A 21,519-nucleotide genomic window follows, 5' to 3' on the forward strand; every position below is an offset into this window, starting at 1 on the left:
TGGTGTGGGGGGCATGATCGGTGGGTCGGTCGCGGGGGCGATGGTGACCGGGGAGTTCGTGTTCACTCCGGCGGGTTTGTTGCCGGGTGTGGCCGGGGCGATGACCGGTGGGATCCGGGGGCATCGCGCGTCCGCGGGGTCGGCCAAGGCGGGCGGGGCGAGTGTCGATACCGCCGCGTTGGCGCGCGAGGTCGCGGAGTCCGAGAGTTCGATCACCCCACCGGGAAACTCGAACGGCGACAGCAACGGCAACGGCAACGGCAACGGCAACGGCAACGGCAACGGCAACGGCAACGGCAACGGCACGGAGAATACGAGCGGTAACGGTTCCCCGCGCAGCGGGGTCACCGGTGATCACACTCCGGCCGAGGGACTCACCGCCCAGCGCAACACCGACTCTTCCCAGAGCGGTCAGCCCCGCTCCAACAGCAACGCGAACGCGAAGGGGACCGGGTCCTCGAACACCCGCAACGCCGCGGCCTCCCGCGGTGCCGGGGACGGCAGCTCCGAGCATGCTCGCTCCACCGGCAACGGGTCCACGGGCAACGGGCACAACAGCAACGGCTCGGCCGCTGGTCTGTCGAGAAGCAACAGCGTGGACAGCACCCACTCCCGCAGCAGTCTGTCCACCAGCACCAGCTCCGGTGACAGCAGTGGCGGGGGCAGTGCCGCCTCGAGCCGAACCAGTCTGTCGATCCATTCCGAGGCGGGCCCGTCCGGCACGCCACGGGCAGGTAGCGACGGTAAGACCTCGCATGTCCAGGCCGCCGACGATTCCCGTGTCACCGCGAACGCGAACGACACCACCAGCAGCACGCGGCAGGTCACGCACACCGAACCGCATACCGAGACCGACGGCAACACCATTCGCACGCAGTCCGACAACCACAGCATCACCGACTCCACCCACTCCGACTCCACCCACTCCGAGACCGAACACACCGAAACCGAACACACTGGCACCGACGGTGTTTCCGGAATCAGCAAGAGCGGCAGCGATTCTCACTCGGTGTCCGAGGACCGCTCCACCGAGCCGGGGCCGAGTGCGAGCATGTCCCAGAGCCGGAGCAACCTGTCCGACAACGGGCTCCCCCGGGATCCGGCGAGCCCGCCGGGGTCGAGCCGGGACGGTTCGGTGCCGCAGAGCAGTGCGCTGCCCCGAGGGGACGGGACGCCCGGGGTGTCCAAGCCCGACGCTTCGGCCCCGCTGTCGTCCTCGATCAGGCAGACCGTCGATGGTCGGGGTGCGAGTTCCCCGCTATCCCGGGACATCACCGCTACCCCGCAGAGCCGCGCGAGCGTCTCGACCGGTGCGGACTCACCGCGTTCCTCGATCGAGGCCCGCCGAACCGACGACCCGGTCACCAACGATCAGCGCCCGGTCACCAGCGATCAGCGCGGCTCCGCGGGCCAGCGGCCGCTGGCGGGAGACGGAACCGCCCCCAAACAGCCGGACAAGACCGGCCCGAGTACACCGCTGAGCAGGGAGCACCCTGACGCGGCGATCCATCGCACGGATTCAGCTGCCCCGCAACGTGATCCCGCAGCCCCGCAACATGATGCCGGGCACGACGGTAGCACCGTGCCGGATGCCTCGCCGGTGTCGCACGCGCCCACCGAGCGGCCGATGCAGTCCTGGAAAGATGCTGAGGCAGAGGCGAATACGCTCGGTAGGCAGTGGGAATCGGTGTCGGGGAAGGGGTTCCAGACGTGGCAGCGGACGCTGCACGACGCCGAGGATGCGGCGTTGCTGGGCGATCACGACACCGCCCTGTACCGGGCCCGGACCGAACCGGTCCCGAAATCGGTGTCCGACAACGGTCGACAGCTGACCGTCTCGCACCTGGACAGCGGGAACCACGCGTTCTCTCTGGTCACCAAGAACGGCCGCCCGGTACTCACACACAGCGACGGCACCCAGGCCCGTCTCGGGCGCAACGGTCTGACCGATCTGCTCGGGCAACTCGGCGTCACCAAGATCCTTGTCCAACAACACTCGACCCACGACACCGGATCCACCCACGACCCACAAGTCGTTGTCGCACCGGGTGTTCCACATCCCGACGCGGGCACGAGTGGTAAGCGTCCGGGCCGCCGGTCCGGACGCGACCGCCCCGCCACGAACGGCACACCGTCGGGCCCGAGTCACAAGAGTTCCGGTGGAGGCGAGGTCCGGCGCGGGCACAGCGCCATCGCCAAGGAACTGCTCCTGCGGGTCCCCGGTATCGGTGGCCTGCTGCGTCAGCTGGCCGAGTTCCTGGCCCGCGACGCGGGCGAGCATCGACCGGTGTTCGAGGGCACCGACGTCGTGGTTCCCCCACGCGGCGACACCCTCGTCCACTCCGAGCCCCCCCTCACCACACCCGAGCACACCGGCCGTCCCGACGAGACGACCGAGGGATCGAAGATCCCCGAGCCCTGGTATCTCACACCGCAACTCGCCGAGCGCTACCGTGTAGTCGAGTACCAGGGCAAGCTGTACTCCGCGGCCACCGGCAAACTCGTGCACACCCCGGGTGGGAAGATCTCCTCCTGGTTCGCCCACCCCCGCGGGCATCTGCTGGTCGTGGACCGTCACGGCAACATCTATCTGGCCCCCGAGCTCGGCACCGTCATCACCCACGCCTCGTTCGAGAAACTGGGTGTGCACGCGGCCGGGACCGCCGGGACCCGCCACGGTGTCCTGCACCACCTCACCGACTACATCCACCCCTACCCCCCGCACCGCGACCGCCTCGCCGACGCCCTGAAGACCGACCTGGCCAACGTCGAACGCACCGAGGACTTCCGCCACCTCGACCACAACGGCAAACCCGTCACCGACAAACCCGCCCCCGGGAACACCCCACCCGAACACACCAACACCACCGACAAGACCGATAGCACCGCCAAGACCGACGACCAGACGACGCTCGAGGACTGGTTCTCGCACCTGAAGCCGACCGCACACCCGGGTGCCGGCGGGCGTGACAAGCGGGAGATCGCACGCCGCGATCAACTCGAGCAGCAGATCCGTGGCGGCGACACCCAGGACCAGAATGTCCTCGAGACCCGCAAACACCTCGACGACGCCACCACGAAATACCAGCACGCCACCAAGGAATACGACACCCGCCGCCGGGCACTGCAAACCATCCAGGCCGAACACGAACAGACCACCGAGACCGAGCAACCCACACACACCGAACACCCACCCACCCCCGAACACCCGAACACCACCGAACACACAGACACCACGCAGCATTCGCCCACTCCCGAGCCCTCCAACACCCCCGAACGCACGAACAACGCGCAGCACCCGACCGACCTCGAACACACCGACGGCCCAGAACACTCGAACAGCCCGGAATCCCCGACCGATACCGAACGCACGAACCCCCCGGAGCACTCGAACGAGGCCGAGTACCCGACGAACACCGAGCACTCGACCGACCCGGAACGCACCGGCGCCCCGGGGCACACGAGCACTCCCGAACACTCGACCGACCCCGGACACACCGGCGACACGCGGCACACGAGCACTCCCGACCACTCCGATGTGCCCGAACACTCCACCGACGCCGAGCGCTCGGACAACCCAGCGCACACGAACACCCCGCAGCGTTCGGTCGCCGCCGAAGGTGCCGGCGGGTCGGGGCATGCGAGCACAGCCGATCGTCCCGATGACCCGGCTGTGGTCCGAGCGCGCGAGCACCTCGACCGGGCCCACGCGGATCTGAATCAGGCTCGCACGGCTCTGGAACAGGCCCACGCCGCACACGATGCCGCGGTCGACCACGCGGTCGAGCACCAGTACACGATCCTGAAAACCGACGCCGAACACGGCATCCAGGAAGCGGACCAGGCCGCGGCCGCGGTACACGCCGAGACCGAGGAACACTTGCGGGCCGCGCAGCAGGAACTGACCCACACCCGCGCAGCCTGGACCACCAGCCGCGACGCCTACCATCAGCGGGCCGCGGACCTCGAAGCCCGCCGGTCCGGTGACCTGGCCACCAGCATCACCGAGGCCAACACCCGCGTGCGGTCCACCCGCGCGGACCTCGCCGCCGCCCGCCGCGCCCACCGCGACGCGACCGCCGAATCCGAGCCCAGCCCAGCGCATCTCACCGAATTGGGCAACACCGTCGACTCCCGCGCGAACCAACTGCGCCGGGAGTTGATCGAACGCGAGGCACTGCTCCGCGCCGCGCCCGGGGACCACCGCGCCGCGCTGGAGCAGGCCATGCACGAACGCCGCGCCGAGGAACAGATCACGCGTTCCGAACACGACGACGCGCACACGCACACGAGCGGCAACGCGATCGCCCGATTCTTCCAACGGCGCGGCGCGGGCCCGCAGGACCGGGCGGTACGCGCGATCACCGACCACACCCAGTTCAACAAGGACGTCCGCGATCGCGAACAGCAACTACGTGACGAGTTGACCCGCCGCGACGAGAAGGACCCGGACCTGGCTCCCCTCAAGTCCGAGCTCGACACCCACACCGCGGCCTACCAGCGCGCGCACGAGAATCTCGACCAGGTCGCCCAGGAGGTGATCCGCCGCCGGGTCGAAGTTCTCGAGCAAGCCGGCAAACCCGACCAGGACGCGTTCGACACCGGACTGGCCGAACGCGATCCCGCGTTCGAGGCCATCAAAGCCAAACGGTCCGCCGCGGCCGAGGACGTCCTGGCGGCGTTGACCGTCCACAACGAACACCTCCTGACCGACAAACACGGTGCCAGCCCGGTCCCGCGGATGAGCGATGAACAGATCCGCGATCTGATGCGCACCGGCACCCGCACCCAACGCTTGACCTACCTGTCGGACTACGTGCAACGCCACCACGGCGAGGGTTTCGCGCCCCGCAAGAACCAGATGCTGGGATTCCTGCTGCGCACCGCCAACATGGGCACCGGCCAGGGCAAGGAAATGCTGATGGCGATGCGACTGTTCACCGACGCCCTCGAACACGACACCGCCTACGGCAGCACCAGCAGCGACAACCTCGTCGCCTCGATGGAAACACTGGTCAAAGCATTCGCCCACCCCAAAACCGGGGCACCCCTGGTCAACGTGGGCCGCATGCTCGACAAAGGCCCCATACCCGAGAACGGGGTGATCATCGGCACCAAGGACGTGTTCCAGTTCCGGGCACTACGCGAAGCCCAAGCCATGCTCGACACCCTGAGCACCAAGGCTCCGCAGAAGGACGTCGACGCCCTGCACCGGTGGCTCAACGACGAACGCCCCGCACTCGACGAGATGAAAACCCGCCTGGACGAAGCCGCCGAGAAACACGGCCTGGACAGCCGGTTCAACCCGTTCCCCAAGGGCATCTACACCGGCGACGAACTCGACTCCGCCATGCACGACGGCCAGGAAGCGGTCCTGACCAGGAGCGGACCCCAAGCCGAAACCCCCGAACGCGCCGAACACATCACACAGGTCACCCACCGCGTGCTGGCCGCGGAGAAACTCCATCAGCTCACCGACCGCGACTTCGACCGCCCCGAACGCACCACCGGCATGTGGCGCGCGAAACTGACCGACACCGCGCTCGAGAAACTCAACAAGATCCCCGGCCCGACGCTGACCCGTGACCACCCCGACGTCGAGATGTACACCAACGCGGCCCTGGCCCGCTGGGGCATGACCCGCGGCCTGCACTACATCGTCTCCCCCGGGAAGAACGGAGCCGCACCCCGCGTCGGGCTCCTCGCGCACCAGACCACCGACAAACTCATGCTCGAACGCGGCGAAACCACCACCGACGTCCGCGAGAACCGCCTCCAGAACATCGGCCAATACCTCGACGTCCTGGCCGGAGTGGAAATCCAGGCCAACCACTCCTCCGAAGCCCTCTACCTCGGATTCGGGCAGATCGTCGGCAGCAGCTACCTGCACTCCCCCTCCGGGGTGTCCGGCACACTCACCCACGTCGAGAACGAACTCTACGACCAACACCACGTCGGACCCCCCGTCCACATCGAGAACTTCTACGACGACACGATCAAACGCGAAGACGACATCGTCAAGAACACCCGCGAAGAAAAACTCGAAGCCGCCGCCGCCGACACCGTCCAGGAAGCAATCGCCCACAACGGGACGATCACCCTCACATACGACGACAACGGCGTCGTGAACGGTGTCGTCCAAGGCGGCCGCCCGCAATGGCAGGTCCACCACAACCTCGACATCCGCGGCGCCGACGTCCGCATCGAATACGGCGACGACGGCCGGATCGCGAAAACCACCGAACTCCACACCTGGCGCGACAAAAAACCCGAAGAATACGGCGTCGTGGACTGGGTCGACAGAATCACCACCCAACGCGTCCACGCCGAAGTCGCCCGACTCAACCAACAACGCGCCGACAACAATCAACTACGCGTCGCGGACAACATCACACTCGAATACACCATCCGCGACGCCAAATGGTACGACGAAAACGGCAACAGCAGCCACGCGGAAGACCTCGCCAACGAACAAACCAAAGCCTGGGGCGCCCCCGGCAGCCTGCACTTCGGCCACAAAACCGACGGCCGCGGCGCCAGCCCCAAACCCGACAAGGACTCCCTCGCCCTCGGCGGCGCCATCGTCCGCACCACCATCGGCCCCAACGCCGGTGAACGCGCCCGGGTCCAAATCGTCGGCCGCGCCCAACGCGGCGGCTCCGGCCCCCACAAAAACGGCGGCTACCCCGGAACCTTCCAACGCTACATCTCCGACGAAGACACCTACCGCGAAGTCCCCGACCACGCCGTCACCACCCAAATGATCCAACACGAACAAGCATTCACCGCACACCAAAAAGCAATCACCGCACACGAAACACACCACACCGAAACCACCCACACCGAACTCACCAAAACCACAACCGAACTCGGCAAAATCGAGAAACACCTCCGCGAACACACCTTCCCCCACATCCAACACGAAGTCGAAAAACAACTACTCGCACCCCGACACACCAAAGCACACCAAGCCCCTCCCACACTGGCCGAACTACTCGGCCACAACCTCAACCTCCACGCCACACGCACACCACCCAACACCCCCCAACAAACCACCACACCCGACAACCAACAAACACCCGACCCCACACAAGATCCAACCAACACCGACAATCCGACCCACACGAACAATTCGAACCCCGCCCCAGCGGCAACCCACACGGACAACAACGGCAATTCGATTCCGGACGGCTCCCACCCGAACGAACTCCCCTACATCGGCAGCCACGACGGCCTCGTACGCACATACACAGCCCACAACGCCGTGGAATGGCTACGACGAAACACCGACAACCTCACCGGAACCCTCGTATCGTTCGACAACCCGGCCGACCACGAATTCCTACGAGTGAGCTTCACCGCACACGGAGCCGAACTACACAAACACACCGAATACCTCGGACCCACCACCGAGGACAGCCTGATCAAATTCCTCCAGCAAGTACCGGTGAAAACCGTCGACATCATCCCCGGCGAACCGTGGGAATCCCACGACCCGCACAGATATGCACCGAGCACCCTGGACGACGAACCGGCGGCAGACTTCTTCCGACGCGACGAACCGGCGGTCGACTTCTTCCAGGGCCTCACCGGCGCCCCGGCCACCGAAACCACTCCGAACGGCGGAACACACAGGCTGGGTCCCATCCGTTCCACACTTACGGATATCACCCACAGTCCGAACTCCGAGCCCACCGTCCGCGACTCGCTCTCACAAACGAGGCCGACCAACGAAGAATCCCCGACCGCGGAAGCCGCCCGGACCAGCGATCCGCTGACGCAATACATCGAGCGCTACTCGAAAACGCACCCGGTCACCAACAGCGAAACCGCCCCGACGAGCACTCCGAACAGACTCGCCCCTCTCCGCGCCGCACTCCACACCGACACCAGCGGCACCTCGGCCCACGGTCCTCCCTCGGACAGCGAGCAGACCAACGATTCCTCCACTGCGCCAAAGGATTACGGCCTACGCGACCTGTTCGACGAGCCCGAACACGCACAAGAGGGCGAGACCGCGGTCAGCGGGCACACCGACACAACCGAGCCGCACGGCGACCGGCCCCTCCTGACGACGCACACGCCCGGCGACGGCACCAGTACTCACACGACCCCCACCAGCCCGATACCTGCCCTCGACTCCACCAACTGTCTCGACCAGACACTGCTCGGCATCTCGCAGACCCTGCCCGCCGCACCGATCCGCGTACCGCGGACGCCCGCACCCACGAACGGCCGCTCACTGGACGAACTCCGGCAGGCGACGGACGGCGAACTCATGCCGTATCCCACCGACGAACAGATCGCCGAGCAACTGGAGGCCGAGCCTCTCGGTGCGGGGTCACAGGCCCTCGTCGTCGCGGTGCACCACAGCCCCAACGCACGCGGCATCGGCGCACACGCCTATCGCATGGTCAACGAGAACGGCGATATCGTCGTCCGCGACACTGCCGACCCCGCGCACACCCGCCCCGGGCAACATTCCGCCACCAGCTTCCACGCCATCTTCTACGACGCCACGGGCCAGATCAGGACTCCTGTGCGTCGCCACGGCGAGAAAACCCCCGCAATCCCACCCGGCACCCGCGTCGGTGCCCCCGCAACCCCGACGCAATCGAGCGAAACCCCTGCCTCACAAGATGAATCGGTCCCCGCCGACGAGCAACTCACCGCTCAGGAGAACAACGACGAGGCGGAAAATCCCGACACCGAACGCAGCGACGAGGAGACGCACGCCGCCCCTGCTCCCGTCGGCCACGACGATTCCGAGGATCCGTACGCGCTCCTGACCGAGGCCGCCGAACAATTCGGTGTCGGTGAGGATTTCCCCCACGGTCCCGCGGCCCAGGATTGGCTGAGCCAGGTATACAAGGCATTCGACTCGCTCGATGTGCGCGCTCTGGAGGCAGCCGGACTTGCGAAGCTGAAGGACATTCCGCCGACCGAGATCGAGCGACTGCTGGCTACGACCGACACGCCCGACGAGGGCGCACACACCCCGACCATTCAGGTCGTGCCCGCACCGGAGGCCGGTATCGGTCCGGAGAGTTCGTCGGCCGCGGCGCGGACGGCGGCAATGGTGCATCAGGAGCTGAACGAGGCATATCGGCGGGCCCAGCGCGACGCCGAGAGACCTCGGCCGATCAATAACGGGGATCCGCACGCCGACCTGCTGTCCTCCAACGATCACAACGCGCACCTCGACGCGTTGTACGAGCAGGACGATGCCGGCTCCACCGAGACCTCGGACACCGCACCCGCGGACAGCACGGAAGACCGGAAGGCTGCGGATCTTCCTGGGCAGCAAGCGGATTCACTCGCAAGACAGCCCGAATCACCCGCACGCCAACCAGATTCGGCCGCACCTCACTCCACGATCATGCCCAAATCTCCTGGACGCAGAACAGGGGACCATGAGCTCGGGTCACCTATTCGCAAGTCCGGCAGGACGTTTACAGCGAGGTCCACGAGGTCCGGGCTCTCCACGAGCTCCGCCGCATCCGAGGCGAGCATGCGGCCGGTCCTCGAGACGCAGAAGGACGAACAGTCGTACACCGGCCAGGAATACGACGACATCACCGACCAACTGCACGACGACGAGTCACAAGCGGTGGTGGAGCCGAGACCGTCCGAGGAGACTCCGGATCCGCAGGCGAGCAGCGTGCGCGCACCCTCGTCGGCACACGCTTCGTCGGCGTCGTCGGTACACACTCCATCGTCGCAGGCTGCATCGATACCAGCTCCGCCGGTTCCGGGCGCGGCGGCGAATTTCGGTCCGGTGGTCCGGGAATTCGGCACCCGGCACGATGGCACGAAGGATCTGCTGCATATCGAACCGATCCCGGAATCGACGATCGAATGGCTCCGCGAGCAGATCATCAACAGAGTCGATCCCAACGGCCTGGACAAGAAATTCCGAGGTCGGGTCGAAAAGAAACTGACCTCCCGAATGATCTCCGGGGAATGGGCGAGCCTTTTCAGCGAATCGGGTCTGCCCCTGAGCGTGAAATACCAGAAGAAACCGTATCCGATCTCCATCCGGCTGAACCTGGCCAACGTACGGCAACCGACCGACGAACCCATCCAGCGAGTCGGCAAGGACCTACCGGTGAGCCTGCAACGGTGGTCGCACGGAGCGGTCAACGCCGGTTACACCGCCAGCGCCCGCAACCAGCGGTCCTGGTCGCTTGCGTATACCTACGACAAGGCCCTGGACAGAGCTGGATTCCTCAGCGCGGGCGTGACCGTGCAGGGCAATCACACTCACAACCAGTTGTCCACCACCACAGGCGTTTTCTCCACGACGCAATCGATCGTCAAGAAGCGCAGCACCGGTGCCTCGCTGCCCTTCGACTACGAGATGCAGTGGGAGATACGGGTCAACAACAACGGCGTGGACGGCGTGCTCTCACCCACCGTGCCCACGGATCGCTGGGAACCCATCGGCGGATACACCGCGCCCCACCCGCAGGACAGCGCACCCGCACCCGACCTGCTGCGGACCTGGTTCCCGAAATACATGACCACCGTCGATCGGAATCCGACGGTCGACAAGAACGATCCGGCCACCGTTCCCCCTCCGCACCGCCGGGATCCGAAGAATCCGAGGTCGCCCTTCTCCCTGGAGGAGGTCCCGCTCAAGGGAGTGCTCGACATCCCGCACCACGATCGAATTTTCGCCGATCTGATGGCCGGGTTCCGCAGACGCATCAGGCGCGCCTCCGAGGCGTCCGTGGAGGAACTGCGCCAATTCATGGCCGAGGGTAATTTCCGGAGCAATATCCCGATGATGGACGGCGGTTCGCTGGCTTCCCCGACCATGTACGCGGACTCCGGCAGCGCGCTGGGGTATTTCCAGTTCAAGGTCATCGAATTCCGGGGCGGCGGAAAACTCACCGGCCCCACCCTGACGGGAGGTTCTCGGCTCGAGCTCAACGTGTTGCGGTGGTTGCACACGCAGAACAGCAGCACGATCACCAGCTCGCTCGGTGGTTCCATCGCGCCTTCGCTGAGTTTCGGCAAGGGTCGGGCCGACAAGGCAACGGGATACTCCCCCATCGGCGGGACGGTCACCCCCATCAAAGTCAGTGTGTCGCACCAGAATTCCCACTCACTGAACTCCGGTGTCAGGGCCTACACCTCGCGCGCGCTGCGGCTGGTGCACGATCTGCTGCACACCACCCCTGAGATGGTTCTGGAAGTCACCTTCGTCCGGCCCAACGGGCGGCCCGTCGGAGCACACCGCGAGACGCCGCTGGCTGGTGGCAGTAAGGCGTACCCGGTCAACATGCTGGTGCCGCCGATGAGCGTCATGGGCCACGCCCCCGCCGAGAACGAAGCCCGCTACCTGCCCGCGGAGCTACTACATCTGACGGACCTCGGCCTGACCACCACTCCGCTCCAGGTCAAGGTCCCCCCGACGATGTTCACCTCGCTCGAGCAGACCCTGCGCAGCCACGGATTCGTCCCGCCCGACGTCGACACCCCGGGCATGCTGGACAAATTGACGCAGGACGCGACCGACACCCAGCGCTTGAACAACGTCCGCAAACTTGAACAACTCCGCAGTCGAATGGGGTTGCTCTCGACGGCGGACGAGATGATCCAGGGCAAAATCGAGAACGGCAGGATCACCGGTGGCACCCAGATCACATTCGTCAAGCCCACCCCGAACGGTGACCAGAAGATCACCGTCAATCTCCTCGCCAAGCGCGATCCACACCGGGATGTTTCCCACGACTGGGTACTGCCCGAGATCCAGACGATGAACTACACCGGCGCTGTCGTACCCGGCGGCGAGTCGGACTCGAAGACACCGTTCGCGACGGACACGGGCCTCGGCGGCTCGGTGACCAATCCGCTCGGCGAACCGCACAGCGAAGGGCTGGCGAATTTCTCACCGTCGGCCAGCTATTCGAGCAGCGACACCGAGACCGACGAGTACGACACGGGTTTCGGCGAGGAGAACTACACCTTCAGCCCCGGACCGAAGAGCGCTCAACCCGGCAATCAGATCTTCACCGTGCCGACCGACCTCTGGATGACGATCGATCACGGCATCGACACCGCGGCACCCACCCTGTTGCAGGACAAGGGCAGCTACCACCTGGCCGTACCGACCTATCTCACCACCACCGAAAATCGCGACACTCCACCCCCGCCCGAGCCCACCGTCCGCGATATCGCCGACCCGACCGACACCACCGACCCGGACATCGACCGCTTGAACATGTCCGCCGCCCCGGGCATGGCGCTGCGCAACGGAGTCTTCAAACTCCCCCAGTCCGCCGTCATCGGCCGTCACAATCCCAGCAAGACGCTGATCGAGGTCGTGAACGACCTCATCCGTCGCAGCGAACTGGAAGCCGCGGCCGCCGCCCGGACCGACGCACACCCCGGCGGCGACGACGCCCGGACCGACCCTCCGGCGGCACCCCGCGCGCCGACGCCGACCACACCTGAGCGGGGCGAATCCTCCCGCCAGGGCGCACCGGGGCACGGCGCCTCGACCGATATCCGGGACGACAGGGACGCGATCGAACTACAATCCCGCACGACCGGCCGCAGCACCGACAGTGCACCCAGATTCGTCCTCACGAACCCTGAGGGAACAGAGACGGAGATCGCCCTACCGGATCTCCCCGACAACAACGACTCCGACCCGCAGGGGTGGGCCGAGGTCGGCAAAGCCCTCGCCAAGGGCGCGGTGCACTGGGTGGTCGATCCGGTCACCAACACCGGAAAATGGATCTGGCGTACCAATTTCGGCGAGCCGACCGCGAATCCCGGATCGATGGGCCAGTCCGTCGTGCACACCTCGTTGTCGCCGCACCACATGAGTTCCTACGCACCGCTGATCTTCCGCGACTCCTACAAATTCGAGGTCGAAATCCCCGGCGCGATCGCCGGTGCCAACTACACCGTGGAGATCAAGGGTTATCTCGACGACCTGGAGGTGCTGGACCCGGCGCCGATCGACACCGAGCATTGGTTGGAGTCGATCAATGCCTCCTCGCACACCGAGTCCGAACACCACAGCACCCAGATCAACGCCAACTTCGGCGGACGTTACGGCGAGAAAGCCGACCCCAGCTTCAACCCGGTCGGCGCCTATCAGCACATCAGGTCCACCACGAAACAGACCACCGCCACCGACACGACCGACACGCTCCGGGTCACCTCGGACTACGGCGGCAATACGCACCGGCTCCGTCTGCACAGCCACTATCTGGTCACGGTCAGCTCCGGTACCCGGAACATCGCCACCAGCGTGGTCCCGGGCAGGCTCGCCGACGCTCTGCACCTGCGCAACACCCGCTCCCGAGTCGTCGACGCGCCGCAGGCGGTGGAGATCCTCCTGACCGACAACGACCTGCACGCCAACCAGGATCTGTGGAGGGAGGTCAAGAAGGCTTATGCCAAGCGCGACCCAACGCTCGAGATCAAGGGCGAGCGAGCCGCGAATCGCAAGCTCCCTGCCATCTTCTTCGACGAGAAAAACCCCGCCGGGAACAACCTCATCGGCTTCGGATCAGCCACCGAGGTCGAATTCGACGACGGCCGCAGCGCCTACGACAACCTGGTCCTCGGTTTGGTGGAGCAGATGGCCCCCGGCGCCACCCGGGTCGACTCGGTCAACTATCACCCCGGGCTGTTGCAGCGCATCAACCAGCAGACCACCAGCTTCGGCACCCGCACCCTGCCGAACAACGGTTCGGACGGCAAGGTCTCGATCCACTTCGTCCACAGCCACCCGTTCGGTCCACGACTGGTCGAGATCAATTTCAATGTGAAGCCCCATCCCGAGATCAATCTCGCAGATGTGCGCGGCAAGAAGGTCCCCGCCACCGCGGCCCTGGACAACGTGTACGGCCATGCCCTGGGCAGCAGCACCGGCACCAGTCGTTCCCGTTCACACCACATGAGTTTCACGCCCGGTGGGCAGGACCACGGACACCGGCCGGCACCGAATATCATCAATGTCGAGCGTAAGGGTACCTACAGCAATACCGCTGCCTTCAGTGACGACCGCCGCGCCTGGGAACGCAGCAACGACGGCGTCGAATTCCAGTTCCGCACCCTGCACAGCGTCGAGGTCAACTGGCGGCCCTGGACCGAATCGCTGTCGACACATCTGGTCGACAAGGTCGGCGAGGGTCTCACCACGGCCGGAAAACTGCTGCTGAAAGCCGGGCGGTATACCAAGGTCCTGCCGCCACTGGACCCCGACGAAATCCCGGTGCCGAGCGCCCGGTCCGACAGCAAAACGCTGAACTCGCGGTCCCGCCACCGCTTCCACAGCGCCGACACACCGCTCGACTCCGATTCGGACTCCGACACCTCCTCGGTCTTCGACATCGACATCGACGACGAGTCCGACACCAGCTCCATCAGCGAACCGGACCTAGCTCCTGCCGACCCTGCACACACCGATTCCACCGCCGCCAAGCCCGATTCCGCACCCGCCGAACCCGATTCCACACCCAACGCAATCGCACCCAGCGCAGTCGCTCCGAGCACCCGCGCCCCGAGCCCTCCGGCTTCCAACGCTCCCACCGACACCGAGACCGTCTACCCCACACCGGGCGTCTACGACAGCGACCCCACCATCCCGCTACCACCGGCATCGCCGGGCAGCTACGAGTTCATCGACCCCACCATGCCTCGGCCACCCGGCAGTTTCGTCATGGATATGCGAACGGACCAGGATCGGGAGGCCCACGACCAGCTCACGGGCGAGAGCTGGCGGCCCACCAGACCCATCGTGATCTACGACCTCGACGGCCTGTTCCTACTCGGCAAGGCAATGCTGGCCGTCAATCCAGCACTCCGTGCCAACTCCAACACCCGCAGCTTCGAAGGTATGGGCGTACGTCTCGGCGCACTCGCCGAGACCGGCGCCGACACCGTCCTGGGCCCCGAGAGCACCGCCCCCTTCCTGAACATCACCGACCGCGACAACCTGCCGACCCCGCAACCGCACACCCGCGGCCGTGACGTCACCGATACCTCGGTCAAATTCACCCTACACTCGCCCCAGATCCAGGAAACCAGCTCCACCACCGCCATCGACCGTTTCGAATTCACCAACAGCAGCTTCCAATCCCGTGCCGACAACACCATCGCCATCAACCCGACCTTCGGGCTCAATTCGCCCCTCACCGCCAACGGCCGCCATCGCGGCGGCGCGACCGTCCCCCTCGGCGGTCAGGTCGCCGGTCATGGCGGCACCGTCAACGTCGCCACCGTCCGACGCAACCTATTGCGTTGGGGCACACCGTCATTGAACGACAGCGGACAGGGTGCGGTGGGTCACCGCGTCGGCGCTGTCGGCGTCTTCGAGGTCACCGGCCCCAAGGGCACCCTCTGGGTCACCTCCCACGTGGTCCTGCGCACCACCGACGACAACCTCCCCGACTCCGCGCGCATCCCCGAACTCCCGGACGAGCGCACACCGGCCGCGGACGCCGGGCGAGACCCGCCCCGGAAAGCACTCGAGCCGGACAAGACGAACGACGATGCCGACACACTCGAGAAAACCGGGACCGACGCCGAGGTCGGGGTCGCCGTCGCCGTATCGATGCGCAGATACCCAGGCCAGAGCAAGCTGGTGGATGTCGAACACACCGCAGCGACGCAAACCCCGGAACGCGTGGACACCAACACCCAGGCCGATGCCGAAGTCGTCGTGCCCGAGAACAAGGGCAAGGGGAAGGCCCCTGCTACGGAACCGAATGCGCCGACCACCGATGCTGCCGAGGCCCATACCGCATCGATCGAGCACTTCGCCGATACCAGGGCCGAGGAGCGATGGAAACGCCTGGCCAAGACCGCGGCGATGGAACACGGCGGTGTCGCTCCGCCTGCGAAATTCAGATGGCTGAGTATGGGGCTGACCGGCGATTGCTACATGGAACTACTGGAGCACGCCCTCAATCAAGAGATCTCGACGATACGCAAAGACATATCCGAAGAGCTCCGAGCCAACAAGAAAAAGTATTTCGAGCTCTTCCAGAACAATATGATATCCGCCATCAGCGACTACCGCGATGCCCTCCTGTACCGGATCGGCCCCGGACAGTCCGGGCCGCTGGGCCAGGTCCGCACGGCAGCCAAGACCGGCGACGGGGATTTCAAGACGATCTTCAAAATCGCCGCCGCCGACAAAACGAACAGTGTCAACAATTTACTCACAGCAATCGGAGAAGACTCCGAAATCAGCCCGGTAGAATACCCGGAATTCAGAGATCTTTTCAACGCACTGCAAAACGACAGCCTCTCCGACGAATACGACAAACAGGTCAAGGCCCTGAAAAAGCAGGGGAACTGGAAATCACTGATCACCCACACGGTTCCCCCGGCCAGCGCAGCCCTTCTGAAGCCTCATAAACTCGTACTCACCATCCGCGACTCCAGGATGGCCGCTACCAAGATCGTGATCGGCGACGAGAGTTCCGCCACCCACGAGTTCCACGCTCTGAACCACGCGAACCACTATCACCTCGCCGTACCACTGTCCAGTTCGGCGACGGCGAGCATATTCACCACGCGCCTGCCCACCCCCGGCAAGACCACCACCGCAGAGCCGACCGGACCCACGGCGGCCGGACCTGCAACTCTCGACGAGAACGAAACCGTCCACAGTCCCGAACAGGTCACCGCGAACGAGGACGTGGACGCCTCCTCGGTGAGCGACAGCGATTACTCCGGCGAAGCCGGCTTCCACTACTTCGCCGGAGCCGACTCCCTCCACAGCACCGGCGACGCCCCGGACGCCGGACCGCCGGTCTCCTCGTCGCGACCGGACCTCAGAATCCCGCCCCGCACCTCATCGCTCCAGCCGACCACCCAACCGATCACCTCGTCGCAACCACAGACCACCCGATCGGTCACCGCGAACGAGAACGTGGACACCTTCCCGGTGAGCGACAACGCCGAATCCGCCGCCGGACCGCCGGTCTCCTCGTCGCGACCGGACCTCAGAATCCCGCCCCGCACCTCATCGCTCCAGCCGACCACCCGACCGATCACCCCACCCCACACCTCATCGCCGAACCGGCCGACCGATTCCGACCTCGGCACACGCGACCACGACGGTTCGACCGCGCCCGTCACGCCACAGCACCTGCCCGACGACCCGATCATGCCCCTGCCAGCACGTCCCCTGCGGCACACCGGCCGACTCCCGAAAGGTCCCGTCGACAACCCACACACCACTTTCTTCTCGAATCCGACACCCCTCAGAAGAACCCCTCGCGTCAAGCGCATACCTGGGGGCAGATTCGCGACACCACAGGATCCCTCGACCACACCGTCCACGGCCCGACGCGGGCCGATCTCGAGCCTGCTCCTGCGGGGGTCGCGGCTGCCGGCCACCAGGACCGCCCTGCTACCGGCGCGCGCATCCGGTAGCGCCCCGATCGGCACGACACCGCAGGCCGCACCGACCCGGACGGACGCACGCACCCCGAGCCACCACGTCGGCGGTGCCTTCCGGTGGCCCCAGGACCTGAACCCCCTGAACCTGATACGCAGCGGCGCAACAACTTTCAGCCAAATCTTCACCACGAGGAACGCCCGCGGTGACGGCTCGTCCACCCACTCGGACGTCACCCGCTCCTCGGTGGACACGACCACCGCGAACGCCCCGTTCCAATGCGTCGTGAACGTCCTGACCGCCATCAAGAACGACACCGGCAGCACCAAGATCCGCATACCGTCGAAACCATCCCGAATGCCAGGCCGCTCCAAACGCACACTGCGCTTCTACAGCCGCGGCCGCCTGCGCGGATACACCGACGAAAACGAGATCGCCAACCAACTCCGCCTCCACGGCAAGGGCGCGGAAGCCCTCGTCGTCGGCGAACACCCCACCCCCGCTGGAAACGGCATCGGCGCCCACGCCTACCGCATGGTAAACGAAGGCAACGGCCAGTTCCGCGTCTACGAGGAAGAACCCACCCGAGACGGCGTCCGCGTCAAGACCAGACGCCCCGGCCCCACCACCTGGGCCAGCCTGCACGCCGTCCTCTACACCCCCGAAGGCAAACCCGTCCGCCCCATCCTGCCCCGCCCCCACGACCGCCCTGTCCGCGAACTCCCCGGCCGCACCCGCATCGGCGCAGCAGCGAACTCCACGAGCCCGTCCGCCCTGCACGACCTCCTGGCGGAGCCTCCGCGAAATTCGGAATGGGATGTGTCAGCGCCTGGGGCCTGGGCAAGAGCATTCGAAGAATTCGACGCCGGTGTAATAGCCGCCGACACCGCGAGGCACTTCACTGAATTCGACTTCGGCACGCCCGACGCCGAGACAACCAACACCCCCGAACCAACCACGAGCCAAACACCCGTCCACCCCACGGTCAGGATTCGCGGATTCGCCATGCGCAGCGCCGCGGAACATGCTGTCAGGCTGTACGCGCAGGGCGAATCCGTCACCGACAAGGCAATCGCAGACGCTGCCGGGACCAGCGCCGACGCAGTGCGACATGCACTGGCGCGATTGACCGAAAAAATGGGAGCCAAGACACGCGGTGGTCGCGGCCGGAACCAACGCACGTCCCTCATACAGAAGCTCGTGAAAGACAAGTGGATCACCACGGCAAACCTTGGAATCACCGAAGCACACATAAAAGCAGTCGAAAGACGCACGCAAGGCAACGACGGCTCCATCACACTCAACAACCCTGACAACGCCCCCACAACAACCGGAGAACAATCACACCTACACCCGGACTACATGGACTACACATTCGACCCCGCAGGCCCCTCCTCTTCGGCACCGGGGGACCGGCCATCGACATTCGAAGAAATCGACAGGCAAATACGAGCCGCCGACACCACGATGCTGGACTTCACCGAATTCGGCTTCGGCACACCCGACACCAACACACACGACAACCCCGAGACCAGGATTACAGTCCACCGCGCCGAACACATATACGCGCTGTACGCTGCCGCACAATACGCCAACACCGGGAATATAATCGACGCAGATATCCGACGCGACGTCGAGAAAACCGGAAAATCTCTCGCCAGAGACACGATAAGCAAACTGCTGCAAAGGCTCGGTAAACGACTGAATATACCGGAGAACCAATTTTCGAGCGAACGCGTGAAGCTCGTGAAGTATCTCTTGAAAAAGGGATTCATCGTTCCAGTGAACGGGGTGATCACCCAGGAACAGATCAACCAAATTTGGCGCCTGATGAAACTCGATGCCCCGGGGGCCCTGATACCCGACGCCCCGGCAGACGCTCCTGATACGACCATGATCGCAATCGACCCGACCGCACACATATACGCGCACCACGCCGCCGCGCTATACGCCAACACCGAAAAAGCCACAGACAAAGATATAGCGAACGCCGCCAAGAACAGCAACGAACCTGGCTACACGATCGCCGACGCCACCAGCAGCAAAGTGGGACACTCGCTGTTGAGGTTGGCCACAGACTTGGGAATCGAAGGCAGGAGTGGAATTTCCACGCGCGGGGAACTCGTCAAGAAACTCGTCTTCACCAGACGGATCACTGCCGTGCCCGGGCTACTCACCCCGGAACAGATCAAAGAAATTCGGGACCGCGCGCAACTCGAAAACCGCCGCCCGGCCACACACGCCGACACCCAAGCACCATCCCCCACCTGGGATCAGATAAAGAAGGAACTCGACCGCCTATTCCCCGACGGGCAACCACAGAATCAAACAGTCGACACCCCGGACAACATCGACGACACCACACCCCCCGAAGACCGAGCACACGACAACGAACCAGTCATTCCCAAGCTCACCGAAACCGCACACATATACGCGCACCACGCCGCCGCGCGATACGCCAACACCGGCACAACCAGAGACGCGGATATAGCGAACGATGCCAAGAACAGCAGCGTCGCTGGCTACAAGATCGCCAACGCCGACTTCAAAAAAGTATTGACCTCGCTGTTGTCACTGAACAAAACCATGGGTATCACAACCAGGCGAGGAGTTGAGCCCGGACGTGGGCCACTCCTGGAGAAACTCGCCGAAAAGGGGCTACTCACCCCGGTACCCGGGCTACTCACCCAGGAACAGATCAACAAAATCAATCCGGAGCACCGCCCTCACGGTGATGGAAGCCATTCCCCGACGCATACCACCCCCTCCACACCCGCACACCAGGCCCACGGATTCGAAATACTGAAGAACCCACAGGAACTGGCGCACAAACTCGACGAAAACGGACTCCCCCTCGGAACCCGGATCTACCAGATCACACCCAACGGCTCGATCAACGAACAAACCATCACATCCACCGACACCGACCTACTGCGGCAAACCATCACGAACCTCGACCCCACCACCATCACCGCAATCGTGATCCGCACACCCGACACAACCATGACCACCACTCCCGGCGCCCACGGACGATTGGAGCGCATCAACCCCGGCCCACACCACCCACTCATCGCCATAGCAGCCACAATCGCAAACGAACCCAACCCCGAACACATGCACCGGCGACTCGCCGACCACCTCCAAACCCACTTCAACTACTACCGCGACCACATCACCAACGACCAACTCGACCACACCCGCATCACCCAACTCACCACACACCAACAATTCCTCACCACCAACCCCGACCACACCGAAGAAACCCTCACCACCGCCACAACACCATTCGAAACCGAACTCACCGCAGACCGCACCCAACTACTCCACGACGAAATCAACCAACTCCGCACCGGCACCTACACCCACACCGGAAACCGCCTCCTCGGCCACGGCAACACCCCCCTACTCCTCACCGCCACCACCCAACTCACCACCACAAACCTCACCATCCACCACCCCAACGGACTCCACCAGCACTACCGCCACTCAACCCGAAAACCCACCACCCACCTCCGCCACAACACCAACAACACCTACGACATCACCACCACAACCAACCCCCACAACAACACCCACCCCACACACACCCCGACCGCCAGCTCCTCCACAACACACCCCACCAACCAACCCACACCCACCCCCGACCCCAACTGCGTACCACTAGCCTTCCACTTCGCCGAAACCCACTTCCACAACCTCGGACACACCCCACCCTTCACCCCACTCCCCGAACCCACCAGCCCCCACGGAATCACCGGCCACCAATTCCACATCGCCTCAGGCGCACCACAACAAACCCTCCAACACCACCACTGGATCCACAACCACCTCCACCACAGCGGCCACGGAGCCCTCACCATCGTCATCAACCACTACACCAGCACCAACCACCACGGCCTCGGCGCCCACGCCACCGTCTACTACAACAACAACAACCAGCTCTACGTCTACGACCCCGCCCCCACCCCCGACAACCCCGCCGGCACCATCGTCCCCATCACACAACACACCCCCCCACCCGACACCACCACCATCACCACCACCACCTACACACCCCAAGCCCAACCCACCCTCATCCCCAACCACCCCCTCAACGACCCCACCACAACCACCACATTCGCCACCACCCTCATCGGCGCACC

Annotated in this window: 1 protein-coding gene; it reads left to right on the forward strand. The window is 64.9% G+C overall.

The features are described from left to right. Nucleotides 1-13: 13 nt before the first annotated feature. Nucleotides 14-21,519: hypothetical protein (locus NRB20_RS37145; RefSeq protein ID WP_153416123.1), on the forward strand; the 21,506-nt coding region annotated here is incomplete at its 3' end.

Origin of the sequence: Nocardia macrotermitis, assembly GCF_009604405.1 — a bacterium.
GTDB lineage: Bacteria > Actinomycetota > Actinomycetes > Mycobacteriales > Mycobacteriaceae > Nocardia > Nocardia macrotermitis.